Below are 22,238 nucleotides of genomic sequence, written 5' to 3'. Positions count from 1 at the left end.
AGAAAATGAATGAATCTATGTACAAATATATGAAGGTCGGTCTTATTTACTTTATGGCTTATCCAACAACTATGAAAGGGGATAATGAGGAGGAGATTTTATCGGCTATTAAAAAAGTAGCCTGTGATGACTATTTTAATGCTATTGAAATCACTTGGATTAAGGATGAAGTAACACGTAACAAAGCCAAGAAGATGCTAGAGACAAGTCATATGGCTATAGGGTACGGTGGTCAACCTAGACTACTTACAACAGGGCAAAATATTAATGATTTAAATGAAGAAAAACGTCAAATCGCTTTAGATAATCTTAAAGCAGGTATTGATGAAGCATATGAAATGGGTGCACAAGGTTTTGCATTCTTAGCTGGTAAGTATGAGGAAGTTACAAAAGAAACAAGCTATGAAAAGCTTCTTGCTTCAACTCGTGAACTTTGTGACTATGCAGCCTCTAAAGGTGATATGAAAGTGATTTTAGAAGTATTTGATTATGATGTAGATAAAAAGAGTTTAATTGGTCCAGTAGAACTTGCACGTCGCTATGCAGAAGATATGAGAAAAACTCATGACAACTTTGGTTTGATGGTAGACCTAAGCCATTTACCTCTTGTAAGAGAGACAGCCGAAGAAGCGATTTTACCAATCAAAGATTATATTGTGCATGCACATATGGGAAATGCGGTATGTAAAGATGCCGATATGGAAGCCTATGGAGATGCACACCCAAGATTTGGATTCCCTAATAGTGAAAATGATGTGGATGAACTTACAACGTACTTAAAAGTGCTTATGGATATTGGTTTTTTAAATGAAACCAATCCTCCTATTGTAAGCTTTGAAGTGAAACCATGGGGAGATGAAGATCCAGATATTGTTGTTGCCAATGCAAAACGTACCTTAAATGAAGCATGGGGAAAACTCTAGAAGAAAGAGGTGAATAAGATGCGCATTGTCATTGCACCCGATTCCTTTAAGAACAGTAGTAGTGCAATATGTGTAGCAGAAAGTATAGAAAAGGGCATCAGGCGTGTAAAGCCTGATACCCAAATTGTTAAAGTACCTATTGCAGATGGTGGAGAAGGTACAGTGGATGCTATCTTAATAGGAAGTAAAGGGCAAAAAGTAACTTTACAAGTACAAGGTCCCTTAGGTAAGTGTGTGGAAGCTAAATATGTGCTTATAGATAAGGAAACAGCATTTATAGAAATGGCAGAAGCGTCAGGATTACAACTTCTATCAAATGAGGAACGTAATCCAATGGAAACCTCTACATATGGTGTAGGACAATTGATTTTAGCAGCTCTTGATAGAGGGGTTAGCAGAATTGTCTTAGGTATAGGCGGTAGTGCAACCAATGATGGCGGCGTTGGGATGGCCATGGCTCTAGGCGTAAAGTTTTTAGATAAGACGGGTCAACTTATACCTGTTGGTGGAAAAGGTTTAGCGTATATTGATAGAATTGATAAGAGTGAAATAGATCCACGAATTGCTAGAACAGAATTTAAAGTAGCATGTGATGTGAAAAATCCACTTTGTGGACCAGAAGGTGCAACAGCAATCTATGGCCCACAAAAGGGTGCCACACCCAAGATGGTTCAATACTTAGAAAAGGGCATGCAGAATTATGCAAAGGCTGTTGGGCACCTTTTAGAAGGTAGCTCCTATCATGAAGTACCAGGAGCTGGGGCAGCAGGTGGACTTGGGATGGGACTAATGGCTTTTTGTGGTGCGACGTTACACTCGGGTATTGATACCATACTAGATATGGTTCAGATTGAAAAGTATTTAGAAGAAGCGGATCTTGTCATTACAGGAGAAGGGAATATGGATGGGCAATCCATCTATGGTAAAGTACCCGTTGGACTGGCAAAGCGTGTAGAGCCTTTTAATGTACCAGTAGTGGCCATTGTAGGTGGCATGGGAATAGGAGCAACTAAAGTATACGATCATCACATCCAAAGCATTATGCCACTTACTAATAGACCAATGGTTTTAGAGGAAGCTATTGAAAATGTAGATATATTGTTACAAGATGCGGCAGAACGTATGATGCGTTTCATAGAAGTAGGAAAACATTTAAACTAAAAATAAGAAAAATATAGGAGGTTATTCATATGAAAATCGTTGTATTAGATGGTTATACATTAAATCCAGGTGACTTAAGTTGGGAGGTCTTACATGATTTTGGTGCGGTTACAGTGTATGATCGCACACCTGAAGAGGAAGTCATTAACCGTATTGGAGATGCTGAAATTGTTTTTACAAATAAAACACCTTTAAGTCGTGAAGTCTTTGAAGCAACACAAATCAAATGGGTAGGTGTACTTGCAACGGGGTACAATGTGGTTGATATTGCAGCAGCTAAAGAAAAAGGAATCCCAGTATCCAATGTACCAGCCTATGGTAATGATGCAGTAGGTCAATTTGCAATTGCACTTCTTCTTGAAATGTGCCATCATATTGCAGCACATGATCAGGCTATTCGCAAAGGACAATGGAAAGAAAGTGGAGATTTCTGTTTCTGGAACTACCCACTTATTGAACTTGCCGGGAAGACAATGGGTATTGTAGGATTTGGACGCAATGGGCAGGCAGCAGGGCGTATTGCAAAAGCACTTGGTATGAAAGTGATTGCCTATGATAAATATGTAAATGAAGCACTTGTAGCAGAGGGATATGAATATGTTGCGTTAGATGAACTCTTTAGAAGGTCAGATGTCATTAGTTTACATTGCCCACTTTTTGCAGATAACACAGGAATCATTAATAAAACCAATATTGCTAAAATGAAAGACGGTGTAATGATTATCAATACAGCACGTGGTCCACTTGTTAATGAAGAAGATTTGGCAGAAGCTTTAAATAGTGGAAAAGTAGGTGGCGCTGGATTAGACGTTGTATGTATAGAGCCTATTTTAGAAGATAATCCTCTTTTAACAGCTAAAAATTGTATTTTAACGCCGCATATTGCATGGGCACCTATTGAAGCAAGACAACGTCTTTTTGATATTGCTGTAGATAATTTACGCAGTTACTTAGAAGGTCAGCCAACCAATGTAGTTAATGCTTAAATCTCATTCAAGAAGGAGGAGCGTATGGTTAAACATATTGTTATGTGGCGTGTAGTCTCTCAAACAAAGGAAGACGTACTTAAAAACATAAAAGAACGGTTAGAAAATTTAAATGGCCAGATTGATGGACTGATTCATTTAGAAGTAGGCATTAACTACAATGCTTCAAAACAAGCTTATGATGCAGTTCTTTATTCAGAGTTTGAAAGTAAGGAAGCACTGATCTCTTATAGAGATCATGAAAAGCATCAAGAAGTAGCCAATACTTACGTACGACCTTTTACAGTAGAACGAGCAGTTGTAGATTTTGAATCTTAATCTGGAGTGAGTAAACATGACATCAGAAATAAGATAAATAGCTAGCAGTAGGGTTCTGAGAGAGAGGAATTTCAGAACCCTTTTTGCAGTACTTAGACATAGGGGTAAAGGGAGGAAGCAGATGGAGAATGATTTTTCAAAAGGAAGCATAGTAAGCCATATAGTTAAGTTAGCAATCCCAATGACACTGGCACAACTCATTAATGTCTTGTACAGTGTAGTGGATCGAATTTATATTGGTAAAATTCCAGAACAAGCTACCTTATCTTTAACAGGAGTAGGTCTAGCACTTCCTATTATTACTATGATTATTGCTTTTGCAAACTTGATTGGTATGGGAGGTGCACCGTTATTTTCTATAGCAAGAGGGAGACAGGAGGAAGAAGAAGCTAAATATATTATGGGTAACTGCTTTGTTCTATTGTGCTGTCTAGGTATTATACTTACTTTGTTAGGACTCCTTTTTAAGAAACCTTTACTTTATTTATTAGGAGCAAGTGAAGCTACTTTGCCTTATGCCAATGCGTATATTACGTTTTATTTATTAGGAAGTATATTTGTGATGATTGGTTTAGGGATGAATAACTTCATTAATGCACAGGGGTTTGGCAAAGTTGGTATGTTTACCATTCTTATTGGTGCAGTTGCAAATGTTATTTTAGATCCTATATTGATTTTCTTTTTACATATGGGGATAAGGGGAGCTGCTATTGCCACAATCATTTCTCAGTTTCTTTCTGCCTTATGGATTTTTAAGTTCTTGACGGGAAAACGTGCAAGTATAACCTTAGAAACTCAATATTTTAAATTAGATTGGGGAAGGATTCAAAAAATACTTACACTAGGTCTTTCTGGCTTTATGATGTCTATTACAAATAGTGGTGTACAAATGGCTTGTAATGCAAGCTTGCAAACTTATGGTGGCGACTTATATGTAGGTGTAATGACTATTATTAATACAGTCAGAGAATTTATTATGCTTCCTTTACAAGGAATTAGTAATGGTACACAACCCATAATTGGATATAACTATGGTGCTAAACTTACTACGCGAGTAAAAAGCGCTATTAAGTTTATGGTTGCTGCTTGTATAGGTTACACCCTTTTGGCATGGTGTTGTATTCATTTGTTTCCAACCTTCTTCATTAAACTTTTCAATCAAGATTCTAATTTGATAGAGGCAGGTGTATTTGCTTTAAGAATTTATTTTTTTGGCTTCTTTATGATGGCTTTGCAACATTCGGCACAGGCTGTTTTCGTAGGATTAGGCAAATCAAAGCAAGCTATTTTTTTCTCCTTACTTAGAAAAGCTATTATTGTGATTCCACTTACCTTATATTTGCCAAAATGCTTTGCACTAGGTGTGAATGGTGTATTTATTGCAGAGCCTATCTCTAATTTTATTGGTGGATTAGCCTGTTTTACAACAATGGTAGTGATTGTACGTAAAGAACTAAACGGGTTGGCAGAAAACTTCCTAGAGATGTAATATTTTTAGGAAGTTTTTTATGATGAGTAATAAATTATACTATTGACTAAAATTCGACAAAAATATACTATATGGTTATAATATTTTGTAATTTAAGGGAGTGTCATATGAAGTATAAAATGGGAAGAAGTACACATCAAGATGTACAGCAAAGTATAAATGAAGCAATTGGAGAACTTAAGCATCCTAAACTGATTTTATTCTTTTCAAGTGTAAGAAACTTTGACGCCTATACAATAGGTATTAAAGAAAAATTTCCGAACTGTTTAGTTATAGGTTCTACAACGTTTGCATCTTTTTGCAAAGAGGGGATTTCTAAAGAGGGCATACTAGTACTTGGAATTGAAGAAGGAATAGAGTGTTATGGTGATGTTCTTGAGGAAGTAGATCAATATCCTATCAAATATGTGCCACGTATAGAGGCGTGTGTAGAATCTATAGGTACATCTACCAATACTATGTGTTTAACTTTTACAACAGGATTAATAAGCTGTGAGGAGTTAGTGCTTTCTACATTAAATTCTGTTTTGAACCCAAGATAAATTCCTATATTTGGTGGGACAGCTGGGGATGAAGGAAAAGCTGAAAAGACACTAGTATCTTATAATGGGAAGGTATATGAAAAAGCCTGTATATTCGTGATATTGAAAAATTTAGGAGGGAAAATACACTTTTATCAAGAAAATATTTATAAACCAACAGCTCATCATTTTATAGCAACAAAGGTTGATGTTCGCAATCGTATTGTTTATGAGTATGATGGTAAGCCAGCGGCACCTCAAGTTGCTCAAGCATTAGGAACAGACCTTCAACATTTGCCGAGCTATTTAGATAGCTATCCTATGGGGAGAATGATTGGAAATGATATGTACATTACTGCCAATAAAGAAGTCGTTGAACAAAAGGGCATGGCGTATCATGCACGTGTCTATAAAAATTCTCAAATGGTTTTACTAGAACCAGATAACTATAAAAATGTTATTAAACAAACTATGGAACGTATTCACCAAGATGTACCTAAGCCATCTTTGGCTTTAGTTGTCCATTGTTTAGCACGTTCTTTACTATTTGAATCACAAGGGTATCTTGATCAATTTGCAAGAGAAATGGGACAGACTCTTGGTAACTATGTAGGCTTTTCAGGATATGGTGAACAACTTGATCACCAACATTTTAATCAAACAATGATTATAGCTGTATTTGAATAGGAGAGAGAATCATGAAGTGGCTAAGATTAAAAAAGAAACAATTAGATACACAAGCAATACCTACATCTATAGATGAGAAGGTTGTATATGAAAAAGAGGATCATACGCCTCATTTAAGGTATGGTGTACATCATATAGAAAAGAAAATAGAAGCATATATGGATGAAGAGGTAGAAGTAACACAAGCTATAGAAGATATTGCAGAGACCTTTGTGGAAATTAGCCGTATTAATCAGATGATTGAACAATTGAATACTGATTTTACAGCGTTTCACCATACAGCCAATCAAATAGATAGCGTAATGGAACAATCTGGGCAGACTGTTTATGAGGCTGACTTAAAAATGAATGACTTGGCACAGCAAATTCAAGGAACATGCCATCAATTGGATGCTATATCAGGTGCCTTTACAACATTAGAACAAAATTGTGTCCAAATCGGACAAATGTCTAGTAATATTACAGGCATTGCATCAAGCACAAATCTTTTAGCTCTGAATGCATCTATTGAGGCCGCACGTGCAGGCGATGCTGGCAGAGGTTTTGCAGTAGTTGCAGACCAAGTAAGAGAACTCTCTAATTCCACAACAGAACTTGCAAAAGGGATTGATGAGAGTATTCGATCGATTAATAAGAGTATTGAAACATTACGTCAAGAAATTGAGTCATCTAAATCTGCCATTCAAGAGAATGTAAAAACAGCTCAAACAGTACAAGAGAATTTTCAACAAATGACTCATAGTGCTAATGATGTAAAAAACTTTACCAATCAGATTCTAAGTGGAATAGAGTGGACAAGAAAGAATCTTAATGGTGCGGTCCAAGGGGTACATTCTATAACAGACTTGGTACAAACATTCGGTGATAAGCTTAAAAATTTAAAATCCAAAATTAGTAAAAAGTCAATTGTAATGTGTGAAATTATAGATTTCTTACAGCAGTTAGACAATCTTTTAAAAGAGAAACGATAAAGAACTATTTTGAAGAAGTAAAAAATGTCGATAAAATTTATAACAGCATAAATTTTATTGGAGGTTATAATAATGATTCAAACAATTTATCCTAATCTATTTCAACAAGTTCATTCAAGTAAAAAGTACTATGGTATGCAACCTAGTGAAGAGATTCTTTCTATTCAAAAAAAGTTAGCAAGCGGTATAAAGGTTGAAACATTATCAGAAGAAGAATATAAGAAATTAAATCATTATGAAGTTGCTCAGTCACAAGCTTTTTATGCTGAAGTTTATATGGAGATGGGACGTGCAGAAGCAATTGCTATCAAAATTGCTAAAGGTGAAAGTCTAACACCAGAAGAAGAACAATTTATTAATGAAAGCTATCCTGATCTTAAGCGTGAGGCAAATCGTGCAAAAGAAGAAGGTGAACAACTGAAAAAACGTTTACAACATGCTAAAACCGAAAGTGCAAGACAAAACATTTTATCTGCAGCAATGGGGACAGTGGTTGGAATGGCTCAAAAGGGATTTTTATCAGAGGTTCAAGTTCGCATTCAGATGGCAGCAATAGAAAAGGCCAAAGAAGAAGCAGAACAAGCGGGATGTAAAACAGGTTGTGTACAATTAGATGTAAAGGCTAGCCAACGAGAAGGACTTTTATTTGACCAACAAGGTTAAAGGATATGGAATCGAGTGGCTCCTAAAAGAAGTTATTACATTAGAGTAATAGCTTCTTTTTTATATAATTTTACTCCATACATTATTTAAAGGTCTATATTTGTAATTCTAAAATAAAATAAAAAGTAAGACTTTCAGCTAAGGGGGAACTCTATGAAAAAATATTGGTGGATTATATTATTCATCTTTATTAATATAAATGTATATGGCGCTAAAATAAGTGAAAAGATGGATATGGAGATTTACCAAGTTACAAATCAAAATCAAGAAAACATAAATATACCACTAAAGCTAGATGGAGAAACAGCAAAGGCGGAGCTAACGAATGGACCCAAGTCTTTTTCATCAAGGTATTAATGAAATCAAAGGACTATTCCATCAATCAGCAACCTACATATCAGCAAAAATATATTCCAGTTCTCATGTATCATCAGATTAAGGATCAAATAGGTATTACAAAAGAAGAGATAAGTATAGGTGTTAGCAAAACTTTATTTGAAGAACAGATTAAAGCTTTGTTGAATGCAGGTTTGCCTAATAAGCCCTTTATCATTTTGTTGCTCTGGCAACGTCGCTCAAATAGAAAATCAGATATACTAAATACATCCAAACAGATAATATAAATCAAGTTCAATAAGGAGCATACAATGAGTAAATTTTTAGGTCCAATTCATTATTGGTTATATAATAAAATTCAAATACAAGAAGGATTTGTTAAAACAGTTATAGATACAGCACAAACGAAATGGCATATTGATTTAGCAAGTAGCTGTTATACAAAATATGGACAAATCGCCCAAGGTGATTTAGAAGATATTATCGATACAACACAAATCCATGGATGGCTACAAAGCCAACTTTCTGTTACAGAATATCAATTTGCATATTGCGTAACAGAGCTTATTAAGCAAATACCAGATGCCATGGAGACTTTAAAAGAGGCTTTTGAGGACCAAGGACAAGCAAAACGTAAAAAAATGGGTGAAGGATTAGCACTTAAAGCACTCTATCAAGAGATTCAAGATAGTTTGATTGATGGTATGCCATGTGATCATGTTAATGAAGTATTAGAAGCTACAGAAGAGGCCGTTGTATGGCAAAGAAATCAATGTGTCCATAAAGCGTATTGGGAAGCAGAAGCGGGAGAGGTGTCCTGTTACTATGCATTACGTGAAGCATGGCTAAAAGGATTTGTAGAAACAGGTAAAGAAAGATTTCAAGTTGTAGATGAACACACTTATAAAATAAGTAAATAGGAGGAGTATAAAATGAGTGAAAGAACCATTAAAACATCTAGAGTTAAAAAGATAAATGAAGCTAATAGAGGGAATTTAGCAGAAGTTGTAGAAAAACAAATACTTATAAAAAATGATAAATATCGTATGATTTGTTTTGTATTTGAAGCTGGAAAAGGCTTGCCTAACCATACACACCAGGGACTTGCAGCTATTCAAGTTATAAGCGGGGAAGTGGAGATGTCATTTGTAAATGGACAGGTCCATCAACTTAAAGTAGGAGATGTCTTTGGATTTGATGCGAGTATTGAACATAATGTGATTGCAAAAAAGCAAAGTAAAGTACTTGTTACAATTATTAATTAGATTGAATGATTAAAAAGAAAAAAGAAAGAGACGTTACCTTTAGAAGTTAACGTCTCTTTCTTTTTTATATGTAGGATATTTTAACGTAAAATGTCTTTATCTCCCTGATTTACATTTTCAGAGAGTAACTTGATAGAGGAACCATATTCTGTAGGAGACATTCCAGTAAACCTTTTGAATTGCTTAGAAAAGTGTGCTAGGGAACTATAGGAAAGATAGTCTGCAATTTGAGAGAGGTTTTTCTCGTTCTCACGAATAAGCTGTTTAGCTAAATCGATTTTATGACGATTAAAATACTCCATAACACCAATATTTACTTTGGAATGAAAGAGCTCTTGTAAACAAGATTTACTAATTAGATTATCGTTACAAATGATCGGTACACTTAAGCGATCGCAAATATGTTTTTCTAAATAGTGACAAATATGTTCAAAAGTATGCTCTTTTGTAACCATAGGGCTTACAGGAGAATAGTCAGATGGTGTCGTTAGGATTCTTCGAATAAATCCAATAAGAAGTTCTTCTAGGTGGATTTTGATAAGTTGTTCAGCACCAAAATCTACCTCTTTTGCACGTGTAATTTGTTCAACAGCCGGTACATTAAGGGGTGTAGAAAAAGCTTGACTTGCTTCGCTGATAATTTTAGAAATAAGCTTTTTATCATTACTACCTAGTGTAAGATGTTTGTTTTGTAAGCAATCCATAATAGGTGAAGATGATTTAAACGAGATCGCAATAAGATTAGGAGCTGAGTGGCCAATAGATTTAATTGCGTGAAATTCCATTGGTTTATGAAAAATAATATCTCCTTGTTTAAGATGATGCATTTTGTCATCTGCTTGAACTTCAACTTCACCCTTGTCTACACATAGAAACTCCCAAAAGTTGTGAACCTCTCCAGCAAAATAGAAGTCTTTCATATATTCAAAGTAGTGAATCGTAATAATATGGCTAACTTGCACGCTAGAACGAAGTTTAGTACTAATATAAGTCATGGGGCATCCCTCCTATTGTAGGTTGTGTAAAGACTAGATTCGGATAAAAATACAAATTAGTCGGATAAATGATTATACAACTTTGTTTAAATATCATTATACTATCTATATACAAAAAAGTAAAAAAGTTAGAATATTAAAATTAGATTGCTATCAGGAGGAATAATATGGCTAAAAAATTAACAGTAGCATTAGCAGGACTAGGGAATCGTGGGAAGGATGCTTATGCGCCAGCAGCTTTAAAATTTAAAGATAAGATGGAAATTGTAGCAATTGCAGACTGGGACCCAGACAAAGTAGAAGAAGTTGCAAAAACTTATGATGTACCAAGAGATAAATGTTATAGCAGTGTTGAGGAGATGCTTGAACAAGATCAACTTGCAGATGTGATGTTTATTACAACACAAGATAGACAGCATGTGGGGCATGCTATTCCAGCTTTAAGAAAAGGGTATCACCTTTTACTTGAAAAACCAGTATCTCCTGATTTAGATGAATGTCGTGAGCTTGTAAAAGTAGCCAATGAATGTAAACGTAAAGTTGTTGTATGTCATGTACTTCGCTATACACCTTTCTATACCAAGTTAAAAGAAGTGTTAGATGCAGGCACAATAGGTGATGTAGTCACTGTAATGGGTATTGAAAATGTAGGGTATTGGCATCAAGCACATAGCTTTGTTAGAGGAAATTGGTGCAATTCAGATGAAACAAGTCCAATGATTTTACAAAAGTGTTGCCATGATATGGACTTATACTTATGGCTTACAAATAAAACCTGCAAAAGTGTGAGTTCTTTTGGAAGTACCTATCTTTTCAAAAGTGAAAATGCTCCAGAGGGTGCAGCAAAACGTTGTATGGATGGTTGCTTAGCAAAAGAAAATTGTCCTTATGATGCAGAAAAATTCTACATAGAACACGAAAGAATGGGCATTAAGAGTGGGCACACAGGATGGCCATTAGAAGTATTAGCGCTTCACCCAACCCTTGAAACGATTACAGAAGCCATCAAAACAGGACCTTATGGTCAATGTGTTTATTACTGTAACAATAACGTAGTAGATCATCAAGTTGTAAATTTAGAGATGACAGATGGTTCTACAATGAGCTTTACAATGAGTGGCTTTACAAATGATAATTCCCGCTATGCAAAAATTATGGGTACAATGGGTGAAATCGTGGCAGATATGAAAGCCAACACCTTAGAAATTAAAGTATTTGGCAAACAACCAGAAGTAATCGATATTTCTAAGTTAGCTCAGAATTTATCTGGGCATGGTGGTGGAGATATAAGACTTGTTGAGGAATTTGTAGATATGATTCTAGAAGACAGAGAACCAACAAAAGCAATCACATCATTAGAAAACTCTGTAGAAAGTCATTATATTGCATTAGCAGCAGAGAAATCTCGAGTAGAAGGCGGTACATGTATTGCGTTAGAAAATATAAGAAACGCATAAGCGTATAAAATGAGGGGATGATGTATGTGAGTAAAATGTTAAAAAAAGCGGTAGCAGTATTGATGATGACGATGGTTACAGCGTCTTGCCTAGCAGGATGTCAAAGCCAAGGGGACAAAAGTGGAAAAGTACAATTAACTTTTGGTATCTGGGATAAAAATCAACAGCCTACCATGCAAGCTTTGTGTGATGCTTATACCGCACAAAATCCTAATGTAAGTATAGAAATTCAACTTACACCATATAAAGGTGGGGAATACTGGACTAAACTAGAAGCTTCTATGACCGGGGGCACAGCACCAGATGTATTTTGGATGAATGGGTTACATGTAGAAAGTTATGTGGATGGTGAGATGCTTCTCCCATTAGATGAATACATAACAAGTAATAGTTTTGATTTAAGTCAGTTCCCAGAATCACTGGTATCACTTTACAATGTTGAAGACAAACAATATGCTGTTCCAAAAGATTTTGATACCAATGCAGTATGGTATAACAAAGAAATTTTTGATAATGCCGGTGTGGCTTACCCAACAGATGATTGGACTTGGGAGGACATGGTTGAAACAGCAAAACAATTAACAGATCAATCTAAAGGTATTTATGGTATTGCAGCACCATTAGATTTCCAAACTTGCTATTACAATACTATTTTTGCTGCCAATGGTAGTATTTTAAATGCTGATAAAACAGCAACAGGATATAATGATTCCAATACACAAAAAGGGATTCAATGCTGGATTGACCTCATTAATGAAGGGATTTCACCTACATTAGCAGAAACAACAGATACAAGTGCAGATGCCATGTTTGAATCAGGGAAACTTGCGATGATTTGGGCAGGTTCTTATATGACACCTGAATACGTTCAAAATGATGTGGTTAAAGGTAAAATTGACTTAGTAGAAGCACCAACTTTTGAAGGAAATCAAGGGAATGTCATTAATGGTCTAGGTTATAGTGTTTATGCAAATAGCAAACAAAAAGATGAAGCTTCTAAATTTGCACTTTGGTTAGGTGGAGAAGAGGCTATGAAAATCCAAGGAGAGTCAGGTGTTGTTATTTCTGCAAGAAATGATGCACAACAATATTTTGCCCAAACAAATCCTGATCTTAACTTGAAAGCTTATACAAATCAAGCAGGCATTGCAACAGCGTTGCCATGTTGTAAAGTTTCAAGTCAACTTTTTGATATTGAAGCAAAATACCTTAAGTTAGCATTTAGTAATGAAATGAGTTTAGAAGATGCATGTAGTAAAATTGCAGAAGAAAGTGATGCTGCACTGGCAGAAATGAACAAATAGGGGGGATGTTATGAAGGTCACCGAAGTACAACAGACACAGTGTGTCTATAAAAGACCCTCTAAAAAGTTCAATGTAGATTATATATGGGGCTATTTATTTATAGCCCCTTTAGTTATAGGTCTTGGTGTATTCTACATCTATCCTTTTATTAAGAGTTTCTTTTATAGTTTTACAAACATTAATAATTTTAACCAAGCAACTTTTGTGGGGCTAGAAAACTATAAGAAGTTATTTGGCGCACCAGAGCTTTGGCAAGCAACATGGAATACATTACGTTATGTAATTATTACAGTACCTATTGGTATTGCATTGTCGTTAATCATTGCAGCCTTATTAAATACTAAGATTAAAGGAACATCTATTTATAGAACCTTATACTTCTTACCAGCTGTTACAATGCCAGCGGCTATTGCCATGGTATGGAAATGGATTTATAACGGTAATTATGGGGTACTCAACCAGATTCTTGGCGTATTGGGTATAGAAGGACAAAATTGGTTGTCCTCTCCAGATTATGCACTTTATATGGTTATGATTGTAGGGATTTGGAGTATGATTGGTTATAATATGATTATTTTATTAGCAGGGATGCAAGGCATACCTGATACTTACTATGAAGCAGCTTCTATAGATGGAGCAGGGGCCTTTAGGAAATTCTTTAAAATTACTGTACCACTCTTAACACCAACAATCTTTTTTGTTCTTATTACAGGATTAATTAGCGGATTCCAAGTATTTGATACGATTTATATGATGATTGGAAAGAGTAGTTTAGCTTTCGAATCGACTCAATCACTGGTTATGCTATTCTATCGTAATGCTTTTGATTATGGACAAAAAGGTTATGCTTCCGCTGTTGCCATGTTTATTTTCACAATTATTATGATTATTACGGTTATTCAAGTGAAGCTTCAGAAAAAATGGGTTAATTATGATTAAGGAGGGGAGAAGTTATGAGTAAAGATAAGAAAATAAGTCACTTTTTTGTGCATTTGCTTTTAATTCTTGGATTAGGTATAACCATCTTCCCTTTTATATGGATGGTACTTACTTCATTTAAAACAAATGGGGAGGCTGTGCAAATACCGCCAACCATTTTCCCACAACATTTTAATGTAGATGCTTATACATCAACTATTAAAGCTATTCCTTTTGGTAGCGTTTATCTGAATACCTTGATCTCAACTGTCATTACGGTTGTAGGTCAAGTTGCAATCTGCTCAATGGCAGCCTATGGGTTTGCTAGAATTAAGTTTCCGGGACGTGATCTTATTTTTATTCTTGTACTATCTGTATTAATGGTACCAGGTCAAATTTTCTTAGTACCTCAATATATGATTGTACAAAAAATGGGCTTACTTAATACCACAGTGGCTTTATTTTTGCCCAATTTATTTAGTGCCTTTGGGACATTCTTGTTGAGGCAGTTCTTCATGTCGCTACCTGATGAATTAGAAGAAGCAGCCATACTAGATGGGTGTAATAGGTGGCAAATTTTCTATAAGATTATGCTACCACTTGTAAAATCAGGTATTGTAGCCCTTGTTATCTTCACAGCGAAGTTTGCATGGAATGATTTCATGTGGCCACTTATTGTCAATACATCACCAAAGAAGATGACATTAGGCCCAGCGTTAGCTTCATTATCAGGTCAGTATACTAATGATTTCCCAGCACAAATGGCAGGATCAGTCATGGCTGTTATTCCAATGATTGTCTTATTCTTTGTTTTCCAAAAACAATTTATAGAAGGCGTTGCACATGCAGGGATCAAAGGGTGATACAAGTCCGCTATACAATAAAGTATAGCGGACTTTTTTATAGCGGATTAAACATTTTAAATGTAAGGGTTGTATTCAATATTTAATCATGATAGCCTAAGGATAATAAAATCGATTAGATAGATCATGTCTATTGGGAGGGTAAAATGATTTATTATTTTTCAGGAACAGGTAATTCAGAATGGGTAGCTAAGGAATTAGCAGTTAGATTACAGACAGAAGCAATTGCTATTACATCATTGGAGAAACAAACGATTATTGAAGTGGGAGATGGAGAAACTGTAGGGTTTATTTTCCCCATTCATGCATGGGCACCACCCAAAATTATGGCGGAATTTATAAAGCATATAAACTATGGTAAGGATACTTTTAAATTTATGGTAGGGACATGTGAAAGTGAAGCAGGAACAGCCATGAAAAAGCTTGCAAAAGAAATAGGAATACAAAGTGGCTATTCAGTGAGTATGCCTAATAATTATATCATTGGAACAAATGTAGACACACCAGAAACGATAGACAAGAAAATAAAAGCTGCTAAGATTCAAATAGAGAACATTTGTGATGAAGTAAAGGCTAAGGAAAAAGTATGGAAGGTGGCAAAAGGACGGTTGGGTGGTATAAAGTCAGTCATTGCGGCACCTATGTTTCAAAAATATGCAATCAGTACCAAACCATTTCATGTTGAAGAAAGCTGTATAGGGTGTGGTGTATGCGTTAGATCTTGTCCATTACATTCTATAAAGCTAGTAGAAAACAAGCCTGTTTGGGATAAGGCATGTACCCAATGTTTAAGTTGTATTAACCATTGTCCAAAAGAGGCTATTCAGTATGGTGAAAAAACAAAAGGGAAAGCACGTTACTTCTTAAAAAAATATATGAAATAAAATGAGAAACTTGAAAAAGACGCCGGATAGCCCTTTGGCTATACAGCGTCTTTTTCTGGACAAATCATCATATACGAATATGAAGATATATATGATTATACAACAATTGAAATGAAATACAATATATTTCTGAATAATATAAAATAATTAATACTATAAGATAAAATAATAGATCTAAAGGTCAAATAAGAGTTAGAAAAGATAAATAAATTTATTAAATTTTTCAAAAAGTTATTGACAAAATTAAAAATATTTCATAGTATATCATTAATTAAATCGAATTCAAAATCTAGGAACAAAAAGAGTACTTATATTTAAATGTCACAGAGAGTCGGCGTTGCTGGGAGTCGATACGGGAGAATATAAGGAATGGGTTTGGGAGATGCATGGTGAAATGAGAGTAGCCAGAGCCGTTAGCTCTACGTTATAAGAGCAGGATATCGTACTTTTATGTACCGTATCTGAAGTAAGATAAGCTTAGAGAAGGTCTCTAGGTTTATAATTTGGGTGGCACCACGAAGTTATATCGTCCCATTGTGAGGAGGATATAATTTTTTTTTGGCCCAAAATAAGTTTACCCAACTGTTCATAGATCACTCTGATTTAATCATTAAAAAAATGGAGGGATTTATTATGTTAAAAGATGTATTTGGTAATTTTGGTGGAGCGTATGTACCTGAGGCACAACTTAACGCATTAAAAGAATTAGAGCAGGCATTTGTAAAGTATAAAGATGATGAGGCATTTAAAGCAGAACTTAATTACTATCTCCATGATTATGTAGGTAGAGAATCACCTTTATATTATGCTGAAAATCTTACTAAAGCCTGTGGGGGTGCAAAGATCTATTTAAAAAGAGAAGATCTAAATCATACAGGTGCTCACAAAATCAATAATGTACTCGGACAAATGCTTTTAGCAAAACGCATGGGTAAAAAGAAAGTGATTGCAGAAACAGGTGCTGGCCAACATGGTGTGGCAACAGCAACAGTCGCTGCACTAATGGGGATGGAATGTACAGTCTATATGGGTAAAGAAGATATGAAAAGGCAAGCACTCAATGTATTTCGTATGGAGATGTTAGGAGCCAAAGTTGTACCAGCAACCTCAGGTACACAGACTTTAAAAGAGGCAGTAGATGAGGCCATATGTGCATGGGTAAATGCTTCAGAAGAGACTTTTTATGTATTGGGATCAGCAGTAGGTCCTCATCCCTATCCAACTATTGTTAAGCATTTTCAGCAAGTAATTAGTGAAGAGTCTAGAAGACAAATTTTAGATAAAGAAGGTCAATTACCTTGTGCTATTATTGCTTGTGTAGGTGGAGGAAGCAATGCAATAGGGTCATTTGCAGCCTATATAGATGACCCAGAAGTTGCACTTATTGGCGTAGAAGCAGCTGGAAAAGGTTTAGATACACCTATGCATGCTGCAACCATCACTAAAGGAGAAAAAACAATTTTACACGGTATGAAAACCCTTTGTGTTTTAGACGAAAACAAAGAAGTTGCACCAGTTTATTCTATTTCACCAGGACTTGATTATCCAGGTGTAGGGCCAGAACATGCCTACTTAAATGAAATAGGCAGAGCAACGTACGTCTCAATTACAGATGATGAAGCAGTAGAGGCCTTATTAAAGCTTTGTAAGTATGAAGGGATACTACCAGCAATCGAAAGTTCACATGCTCTAGCTTATGCACTTAAATATGCACCAACTTGTAAGATGGATGAAAGTATCATCGTAACAGTATCAGGACGTGGAGATAAAGATGTAGAAGCAATCGCAGCATATCTTAATAAATAGTATGTAGGTAGAAGAGGTTGCATTTAATCAAGAATACAACCTCTTTAAAATATAAGATATGATGAATACTATATAGTACATAGAAGAGAGTTGGTATATAATAACTTTAAAAGAATGATGACAAAGGAGAAACCAATGAATCCATTAGACTTTATTTACAACCGTAAAAGTGTACGTTTATTTAAAGATACACCTATTCCAAAAGAGGTTATTACAGAAATTGTAAAAGCAGGAACTTATGCACCGTCACCAAAGCATCAACAAAATTGGCATTTTGTTGTACTTCAAAATAAAGAACTTATTACACAAATGGCAGAGATTGTTCGTGCAAGTCATGAACGCATTGGACAACTGGCTAAAAATGAAAAAGATTTCAAAAGACATATGAGTGTTATTAATTACTATACCTGTTTTAAGGATGCACCCGTTGTAATTTTAGTTTATGGTTGTCCTTATAATATGATTGAATACAAAATTTTACAAGAAAATGATGCACCAGCAAATGTGCTTGAAATGTTGCAATCACCACAATCAGGTGCACAAGGAATAGGTGCAGCAGTAGAGAATATGCTCCTTGCAGCCACCAAACTAGGTTATGGAAGTTGCTATATGACAGGACCAACTCATGCAAAATCAGAAATTGAAGCATTGATTAACTTTGAAAAAGAAGGGTATGAACTTATGGCGATGGTCGCTTTAGGAGAAGCTGCAGATCATACACCAGCTCAGCCACCTCGTAAACCATTAGAAGAAGTTCTGACATTTATTGATTAATGATGAGACTAAAGCTCTAACTTATTACTAACAAGATAATAAGTTAGAGCTTTTTATATAAAATAATAATTAATAAAATAATATATGATACAATAATAATTGAACTGATGTTGATTTTATTATAATACATTATAAATAGCTTATAAGGAGATTAAATATGTTATTAATTAAAAATGGTAAGATACTTACAATGGCAGGGACAACTTATGAAAAAGGGTGTGTTCTGATTGAAAATGGAAAAATCAAAGAAGTTGCTCAAGCTATTGAACCAACAAATGAAATGGAAGTTATTGATGCAAAAGGTGGATGGGTTATGCCAGGTATTATAGAAGCCCATTGTCATATAGGTATTATGGAAGAAGATAAAGGATTTGAAGGGAACGACACCAATGAAATGACAGATCCAATTACACCACAACTTAGAGCAATTGATGCGATTAATCCAATGGATACAGCTTTTGATGATGCCGTAGCTGGAGGTGTAACTTCTGTTATGACAGGCCCAGGAAGTGCCAATGTAGTCGGCGGACAATTTGTCTTTATGAAAACAAAAGGAAAAAGTATGGATGATCTCATTGTTAAAGCACCAGCGGCTATGAAAATTGCCTTTGGTGAAAATCCAAAACGTGTCTATAACAGTAAAGGTAAAATGCCATCTACACGCATGGCAACAGCTGCTCTTTTACGTGAAGCACTTACAAAAGCTGTACAGTATAAAGTAAAAAAAGAAAAGGCAGTAGCAAAGGGAGAGGACTTTGAGATTGATTTTAAGCAAGAAGCATGGCTCCCTGTACTTAATAAAGAAATTCCTCTTAAAGCACATGCCCATCGTAGTGATGATATTTTAACTGCTATTCGCATAGGTAAAGAATTTGATGTACATATGACATTAGATCATTGTAGTGAGGGGCATCTTATTCCAGAATATGTAGCATCTTCTACTTATCCTGCTATTATCGGTCCAACACTTACAAGTAGAAGTAAAATTGAAGTACAAAATAAATCCTTTAAAACACCTGGAATTGTACATCAAGCAGGTACACTTGTGGCACTCACAACGGATCATCCTGTTATTCCAGTTCAGTATTTAAGTAAATGTGCTGGATTTGCGGCAAAGGAAGGATTAGGTATAGAAGAAGGTCTTAAAGCCATTACCATTAATGCTGCAATCATTTGTAATGTAGCAGATAGAATGGGAAGTTTAGAAGTGGGTAAAGATGCTGATATTGCTATATTCTCAGGAAATCCAATGGAAATCTTTACTGATACCCTCTATACCATTATTGATGGGGAAATCGTTTATAAAAATTAAAGATTATTAATTTTGATGTTTTATCTTTAAATTTAACATCTGTTATTTAGTAGTAAGATATTCCATTATCTCGATTAGTATTTTAGAAGAAATGACTAGACCGTAGTAGTGTTTAGGTAAAGGCTTATTTCCTTAAATAGAGGGGATAAGCCTTTTATATTGTAAAAATGAAAAAGAACTTAGTGATGAAATCAAGATCTTCGCTATATATATGATTAGGGAACAAAATAGTAAAAGAGTGTAAGGAGATGTAAAGAGATGCTACAAAGTAAAACATTAAAAATTAATAAACCTACCTTAATAGGTTTGAGTATATTAGTAGGCCTTGGCGTAGGTGTTATTACCGTTTGCTATCGGCTGGTCTTAGAGTATGCTGAGCACTTTGTATTTTGGATAGTAAAGATGATTAAAGAACAGGGAATTGTGAACATTGGCATATGGTTTTTGATACTGATAGTACTAAGTGTACTGGTGGCAAGATGTGTAAAAGAGTGTAAATCTATATCAGGGAGCGGTATCCCACAGGTAAAAGGTTTACTTCAAGGATGTTTTAACCAAAAATGGTTACCAACTTTATGTATGAAGTTTATAGGAGGGGCTCTGACTGCAGCTGGAGGATTATCAGTTGGAAGAGAAGGACCATCAATACAGTTAGGTGCATGTGTGGGACAAGGAATAAGTAAGAAGGCGAAAGTTTCTAGCCAAGAAGAAAAATTCCTAATAGCTGGAGGTGCAAGTGCAGGTTTAGCTGCAGCTTTTAATGCACCACTTGCAGGTGTCCTTTTTATATTTGAAGAGATTTTTAAGTACTTTTCACCCCTTATTTTGTTGGTAAGTATGAGCGCAGCTGTTATTGCTGATTTTATAAGTAAGCAAGTCTTTGGTCTTAAGCCTATTTTTAATTTTAATCTAGGTATCTTTCCATTAAAGGACTACATTTTATTAGTAGTATTAGGAATCTTAATAGGTGCATGTGGTGTACTTTATAACCAAACATTATTATGGATTCAGCAAAAATATAAGCTTGTAACCTGGCTAAAAGGCTATGCAAAATTTATGATTCCTTTTATTCTCGCAGGTATTTTAGGTATTGTTTGTCCTCTTGTACTAGGAGGTGGCCATGCCATTGTTGAAATATTAAATTTGAACACAGCCTTATGGCTGATGATTATGCTTGTAATAATTAAATTTCTATTTTCTCTTATTTGTTTTGGAGCTGGCGTACCTGGAGGCATTTTCTTTCCTTTGCTCATTATTGGAGGCCTTATCGGTGGGATATTTGGTAAGGTATGTATTCTTTATTTAGGCGTAGATCCTAGTCTCTTTTATCACTTTGTCATTGTCGCTATGGCCGGGTATTTTACAGCTATAGTACGTGCACCCATTACAGGTATTGTACTTATTGCAGAAATGACAGGATCTTTTATAAACTTTTTACCTCTTACAGTCGTTTCTGTTATTGCTTATAGTGTTGCAGAAGGATTAAAGAGTGCACCTATCTATGATTCATTGCTTGAAAATCAATTGGCAGGTCAAGATTTAGGTATTGATGAAGAAGAACATGAGGAGAAGGTGATTCTTACAACAATAGTTAAACATGGTTCTAGGATGTGTGGCAAAGAGGTACGAGAAATTGAGTGGCCAAAACGTTCCTTACTACTTACAGTAGAACGTATGGGAAACACAATGGTTCCAAATGGAAAGATGAAGATAGAAGTAGAAGATGTGCTACAAGTAGTGACTGACTTAAATAATGAATGGGAAGCAAGAAAACAACTAGAATGTTGGACTAAAGAATAAAAAGCTAAGATCTACAATACTGATACCTATTAGGTTTCAGTATTGTAGATCTTCTAAAAGGGTCTGCAGTAAAGCTTCACAGCCTTCAACCACATCATTATAGGTAATATCAAAGTTTCCAGTGTACCATGGATCTGCAATATCACGTGGATTTTTGGAAAAGTCTAAAAGACGTCGTACTTTCTGATCAGGGTCATTGCTGATAATACGTCCTAGATTACGTAGGTTGTGACTATCCATACATAAGATATAATCATAGTTTGCATAATCTGCAGATGTAATTTGAATAGCGCCTCTTTTTGTAAGTGGAATACCCATCTCCTTAAGCTTTTTACGTGTGCCAGGATGGGTATCATTGCCGATTTCTTCACGACTTGTAGCAGAAGAAGTAATATGGAATAGATGGCCTATACCACGTTTTTCAACTAAGTCTTTCATAACAAATTCAGCCATGGGTGAACGACAGATGTTTCCATGACATACAAACATAATATGAATCATCATAAATCTCCAATCTCAAAATAGTATTGTAAGGTCCTATAAGTGATATGATTTGTTAATTTATTGAATACGTAAAATAGAACGATATAGGATAAGTATAACATGATAAATTTATAAGATACAATTATTTAGAGCTTTCACTTTATAAGAGTTAGATAATTGCTTATTTTTTATAGTTGATATATATTTAATAAAAGATAGGTGTAAATGGCGTTCTGAAAAGAGATAAAGGAGATGCAGGTATATCTATTGGGATTATTGGAGGTGCAGATGGACCAACAAGTATCTTCGTATCTACAACAG

23 protein-coding genes, 1 pseudogene and 1 other annotated feature are annotated in these 22,238 nt (G+C 35.1%); of the genes and pseudogenes, 22 read left to right on the top strand and 2 right to left on the bottom strand.

Features of this window, described 5'->3' with window-relative positions; all coding sequences use genetic code 11:
* Positions 1-5: 5 nt before the first annotated feature.
* From PBV87_RS09860 to PBV87_RS09800, 13 genes and pseudogenes are all read left to right on the top strand, one after another.
* Entirely contained in the window at positions 6-923 is a 918-nt protein-coding gene (locus tag PBV87_RS09860; RefSeq protein ID WP_271012112.1) for a sugar phosphate isomerase/epimerase family protein, read from the top strand.
* 18 nt (positions 924-941) lie between these two features.
* Positions 942-2,084 (top strand): glycerate kinase, encoded by a 1,143-nt coding sequence (locus PBV87_RS09855; RefSeq protein WP_271012111.1) that lies wholly within the window; start codon positions 942-944, stop codon positions 2,082-2,084.
* Between the two features lie 29 nt (positions 2,085-2,113).
* The gene (locus PBV87_RS09850; RefSeq protein ID WP_271012110.1) at positions 2,114-3,070 is read left to right on the top strand and encodes a D-2-hydroxyacid dehydrogenase; all 957 of its coding nucleotides are present in this window, start codon (positions 2,114-2,116) and stop codon (positions 3,068-3,070) included.
* A gap of 24 nt (positions 3,071-3,094) precedes the next feature.
* A complete protein-coding gene (locus PBV87_RS09845) occupies positions 3,095-3,388 on the top strand; it encodes a Dabb family protein (protein WP_271012109.1) in 294 nt (97 codons plus the stop codon).
* 121 nt (positions 3,389-3,509) lie between these two features.
* Positions 3,510-4,877, top strand: a complete 1,368-nt coding sequence (locus tag PBV87_RS09840) for an MATE family efflux transporter (RefSeq protein ID WP_271012108.1) — start codon at positions 3,510-3,512, stop codon at positions 4,875-4,877.
* Between the two features lie 71 nt (positions 4,878-4,948).
* A pseudogene (locus PBV87_RS22885) lies at positions 4,949-5,632 on the top strand (FIST N-terminal domain-containing protein); the annotation flags it as partial.
* On the top strand, positions 5,621-6,085 hold the full coding sequence (locus PBV87_RS22880) for an FIST C-terminal domain-containing protein (RefSeq protein WP_271012174.1): 465 nt from the start codon (positions 5,621-5,623) through the stop codon (positions 6,083-6,085). The pseudogene PBV87_RS22885 and the gene PBV87_RS22880, both read left to right, overlap by 12 nt.
* An 11-nt stretch (positions 6,086-6,096) precedes the next feature.
* Complete coding sequence (locus tag PBV87_RS09825; protein WP_271012107.1) at positions 6,097-7,056, top strand: methyl-accepting chemotaxis protein; 960 nt, start codon at positions 6,097-6,099, stop codon at positions 7,054-7,056.
* Positions 7,057-7,128: 72 nt separating this feature from the next.
* Entirely contained in the window at positions 7,129-7,719 is a 591-nt protein-coding gene (locus PBV87_RS09820) for a hypothetical protein (RefSeq protein ID WP_271012106.1), read from the top strand.
* A 153-nt stretch (positions 7,720-7,872) separates the two neighbouring features.
* Positions 7,873-8,076 (top strand): hypothetical protein, encoded by a 204-nt coding sequence (locus PBV87_RS09815; RefSeq protein WP_271012105.1) that lies wholly within the window; start codon positions 7,873-7,875, stop codon positions 8,074-8,076.
* On the top strand, positions 8,076-8,342 hold the full coding sequence (locus PBV87_RS09810; RefSeq protein ID WP_271012104.1) for a hypothetical protein: 267 nt from the start codon (positions 8,076-8,078) through the stop codon (positions 8,340-8,342). Before PBV87_RS09815 ends, PBV87_RS09810 begins: the two co-directional genes overlap by 1 nt.
* A 24-nt stretch (positions 8,343-8,366) precedes the next feature.
* Entirely contained in the window at positions 8,367-8,975 is a 609-nt protein-coding gene (locus PBV87_RS09805) for a hypothetical protein (RefSeq protein ID WP_271012103.1), read from the top strand.
* Positions 8,976-8,987: 12 nt separating this feature from the next.
* Complete coding sequence (locus PBV87_RS09800; RefSeq protein ID WP_271012102.1) at positions 8,988-9,320, top strand: cupin domain-containing protein; 333 nt, start codon at positions 8,988-8,990, stop codon at positions 9,318-9,320.
* An 80-nt stretch (positions 9,321-9,400) separates the two neighbouring features.
* Here PBV87_RS09800 and PBV87_RS09795 read toward each other — a convergent pair whose 3' ends face one another.
* Positions 9,401-10,315, bottom strand: coding sequence for an AraC family transcriptional regulator (locus PBV87_RS09795; protein WP_271012101.1), 915 nt, complete (start codon positions 10,313-10,315; stop codon positions 9,401-9,403).
* A 167-nt stretch (positions 10,316-10,482) separates the two neighbouring features.
* Here PBV87_RS09795 and PBV87_RS09790 point away from each other — a divergent pair, with 167 nt between their 5' ends.
* From PBV87_RS09790 to PBV87_RS09750, 9 genes are all read left to right on the top strand, one after another.
* Positions 10,483-11,772 carry a Gfo/Idh/MocA family protein gene (locus PBV87_RS09790; RefSeq protein ID WP_271012100.1) on the top strand — a complete coding sequence of 430 codons (1,290 nt, stop codon included), beginning with the start codon at positions 10,483-10,485 and terminating at the stop codon, positions 11,770-11,772.
* Positions 11,773-11,792: 20 nt separating this feature from the next.
* Positions 11,793-13,076: an ABC transporter substrate-binding protein gene (locus tag PBV87_RS09785; protein ID WP_154668790.1), complete on the top strand. Its 1,284-nt coding sequence runs from the start codon at positions 11,793-11,795 to the stop codon at positions 13,074-13,076.
* Positions 13,077-13,086: 10 nt separating this feature from the next.
* Positions 13,087-14,016, top strand: coding sequence for a carbohydrate ABC transporter permease (locus tag PBV87_RS09780; protein WP_053983555.1), 930 nt, complete (start codon positions 13,087-13,089; stop codon positions 14,014-14,016).
* Positions 14,017-14,030: 14 nt separating this feature from the next.
* Positions 14,031-14,858 (top strand): carbohydrate ABC transporter permease, encoded by an 828-nt coding sequence (locus PBV87_RS09775; RefSeq protein ID WP_053983554.1) that lies wholly within the window; start codon positions 14,031-14,033, stop codon positions 14,856-14,858.
* 146 nt (positions 14,859-15,004) lie between these two features.
* Positions 15,005-15,742, top strand: a complete 738-nt coding sequence (locus PBV87_RS09770) for an EFR1 family ferrodoxin (protein WP_271012099.1) — start codon at positions 15,005-15,007, stop codon at positions 15,740-15,742.
* Between the two features lie 282 nt (positions 15,743-16,024).
* Positions 16,025-16,279 (top strand) — a binding site (T-box leader).
* 96 nt (positions 16,280-16,375) lie between these two features.
* Complete coding sequence (gene trpB, locus PBV87_RS09765) at positions 16,376-17,548, top strand: tryptophan synthase subunit beta (protein ID WP_053983552.1); 1,173 nt, start codon at positions 16,376-16,378, stop codon at positions 17,546-17,548.
* Positions 17,549-17,665: 117 nt separating this feature from the next.
* Positions 17,666-18,322 (top strand): nitroreductase family protein, encoded by a 657-nt coding sequence (locus PBV87_RS09760; protein WP_330680374.1) that lies wholly within the window; start codon positions 17,666-17,668, stop codon positions 18,320-18,322.
* A gap of 157 nt (positions 18,323-18,479) precedes the next feature.
* Positions 18,480-19,634: an amidohydrolase gene (locus PBV87_RS09755; RefSeq protein WP_053983550.1), complete on the top strand. Its 1,155-nt coding sequence runs from the start codon at positions 18,480-18,482 to the stop codon at positions 19,632-19,634.
* 258 nt (positions 19,635-19,892) lie between these two features.
* On the top strand, positions 19,893-21,434 hold the full coding sequence (locus PBV87_RS09750) for a ClC family H(+)/Cl(-) exchange transporter (RefSeq protein WP_053983549.1): 1,542 nt from the start codon (positions 19,893-19,895) through the stop codon (positions 21,432-21,434).
* Between the two features lie 36 nt (positions 21,435-21,470).
* Here PBV87_RS09750 and PBV87_RS09745 read toward each other — a convergent pair whose 3' ends face one another.
* Positions 21,471-21,935 (bottom strand): low molecular weight protein-tyrosine-phosphatase, encoded by a 465-nt coding sequence (locus PBV87_RS09745; RefSeq protein ID WP_053983548.1) that lies wholly within the window; start codon positions 21,933-21,935, stop codon positions 21,471-21,473.
* Positions 21,936-22,238: the final 303 nt, after the last annotated feature.

The organism is Holtiella tumoricola, from assembly GCF_027857615.1.
GTDB classification, from domain to species: domain Bacteria; phylum Bacillota; class Clostridia; order Lachnospirales; family Cellulosilyticaceae; genus Holtiella; species Holtiella tumoricola.
The sequence above is the reverse complement of the archived record's forward strand: the minus strand, read 5'-3'. Positions and strand labels throughout refer to the sequence as shown.

Coding starts and splice junctions, on each gene's coding strand:
- PBV87_RS09860 (WP_271012112.1), top strand. CDS start 6: ATGAATGAATCTATGTACAAATATATGAAGGTCGGTCTTATTTACTTT.
- PBV87_RS09855 (WP_271012111.1), top strand. CDS start 942: ATGCGCATTGTCATTGCACCCGATTCCTTTAAGAACAGTAGTAGTGCA.
- PBV87_RS09850 (WP_271012110.1), top strand. CDS start 2,114: ATGAAAATCGTTGTATTAGATGGTTATACATTAAATCCAGGTGACTTA.
- PBV87_RS09845 (WP_271012109.1), top strand. CDS start 3,095: ATGGTTAAACATATTGTTATGTGGCGTGTAGTCTCTCAAACAAAGGAA.
- PBV87_RS09840 (WP_271012108.1), top strand. CDS start 3,510: ATGGAGAATGATTTTTCAAAAGGAAGCATAGTAAGCCATATAGTTAAG.
- PBV87_RS09825 (WP_271012107.1), top strand. CDS start 6,097: ATGAAGTGGCTAAGATTAAAAAAGAAACAATTAGATACACAAGCAATA.
- PBV87_RS09820 (WP_271012106.1), top strand. CDS start 7,129: ATGATTCAAACAATTTATCCTAATCTATTTCAACAAGTTCATTCAAGT.
- PBV87_RS09815 (WP_271012105.1), top strand. CDS start 7,873: ATGAAAAAATATTGGTGGATTATATTATTCATCTTTATTAATATAAAT.
- PBV87_RS09810 (WP_271012104.1), top strand. CDS start 8,076: ATGAAATCAAAGGACTATTCCATCAATCAGCAACCTACATATCAGCAA.
- PBV87_RS09805 (WP_271012103.1), top strand. CDS start 8,367: ATGAGTAAATTTTTAGGTCCAATTCATTATTGGTTATATAATAAAATT.
- PBV87_RS09800 (WP_271012102.1), top strand. CDS start 8,988: ATGAGTGAAAGAACCATTAAAACATCTAGAGTTAAAAAGATAAATGAA.
- PBV87_RS09795 (WP_271012101.1), bottom strand. CDS start 10,315: ATGACTTATATTAGTACTAAACTTCGTTCTAGCGTGCAAGTTAGCCAT.
- PBV87_RS09790 (WP_271012100.1), top strand. CDS start 10,483: ATGGCTAAAAAATTAACAGTAGCATTAGCAGGACTAGGGAATCGTGGG.
- PBV87_RS09785 (WP_154668790.1), top strand. CDS start 11,793: ATGTATGTGAGTAAAATGTTAAAAAAAGCGGTAGCAGTATTGATGATG.
- PBV87_RS09780 (WP_053983555.1), top strand. CDS start 13,087: ATGAAGGTCACCGAAGTACAACAGACACAGTGTGTCTATAAAAGACCC.
- PBV87_RS09775 (WP_053983554.1), top strand. CDS start 14,031: ATGAGTAAAGATAAGAAAATAAGTCACTTTTTTGTGCATTTGCTTTTA.
- PBV87_RS09770 (WP_271012099.1), top strand. CDS start 15,005: ATGATTTATTATTTTTCAGGAACAGGTAATTCAGAATGGGTAGCTAAG.
- trpB (WP_053983552.1), top strand. CDS start 16,376: ATGTTAAAAGATGTATTTGGTAATTTTGGTGGAGCGTATGTACCTGAG.
- PBV87_RS09760 (WP_330680374.1), top strand. CDS start 17,666: ATGACAAAGGAGAAACCAATGAATCCATTAGACTTTATTTACAACCGT.
- PBV87_RS09755 (WP_053983550.1), top strand. CDS start 18,480: ATGTTATTAATTAAAAATGGTAAGATACTTACAATGGCAGGGACAACT.
- PBV87_RS09750 (WP_053983549.1), top strand. CDS start 19,893: ATGCTACAAAGTAAAACATTAAAAATTAATAAACCTACCTTAATAGGT.
- PBV87_RS09745 (WP_053983548.1), bottom strand. CDS start 21,935: ATGATTCATATTATGTTTGTATGTCATGGAAACATCTGTCGTTCACCC.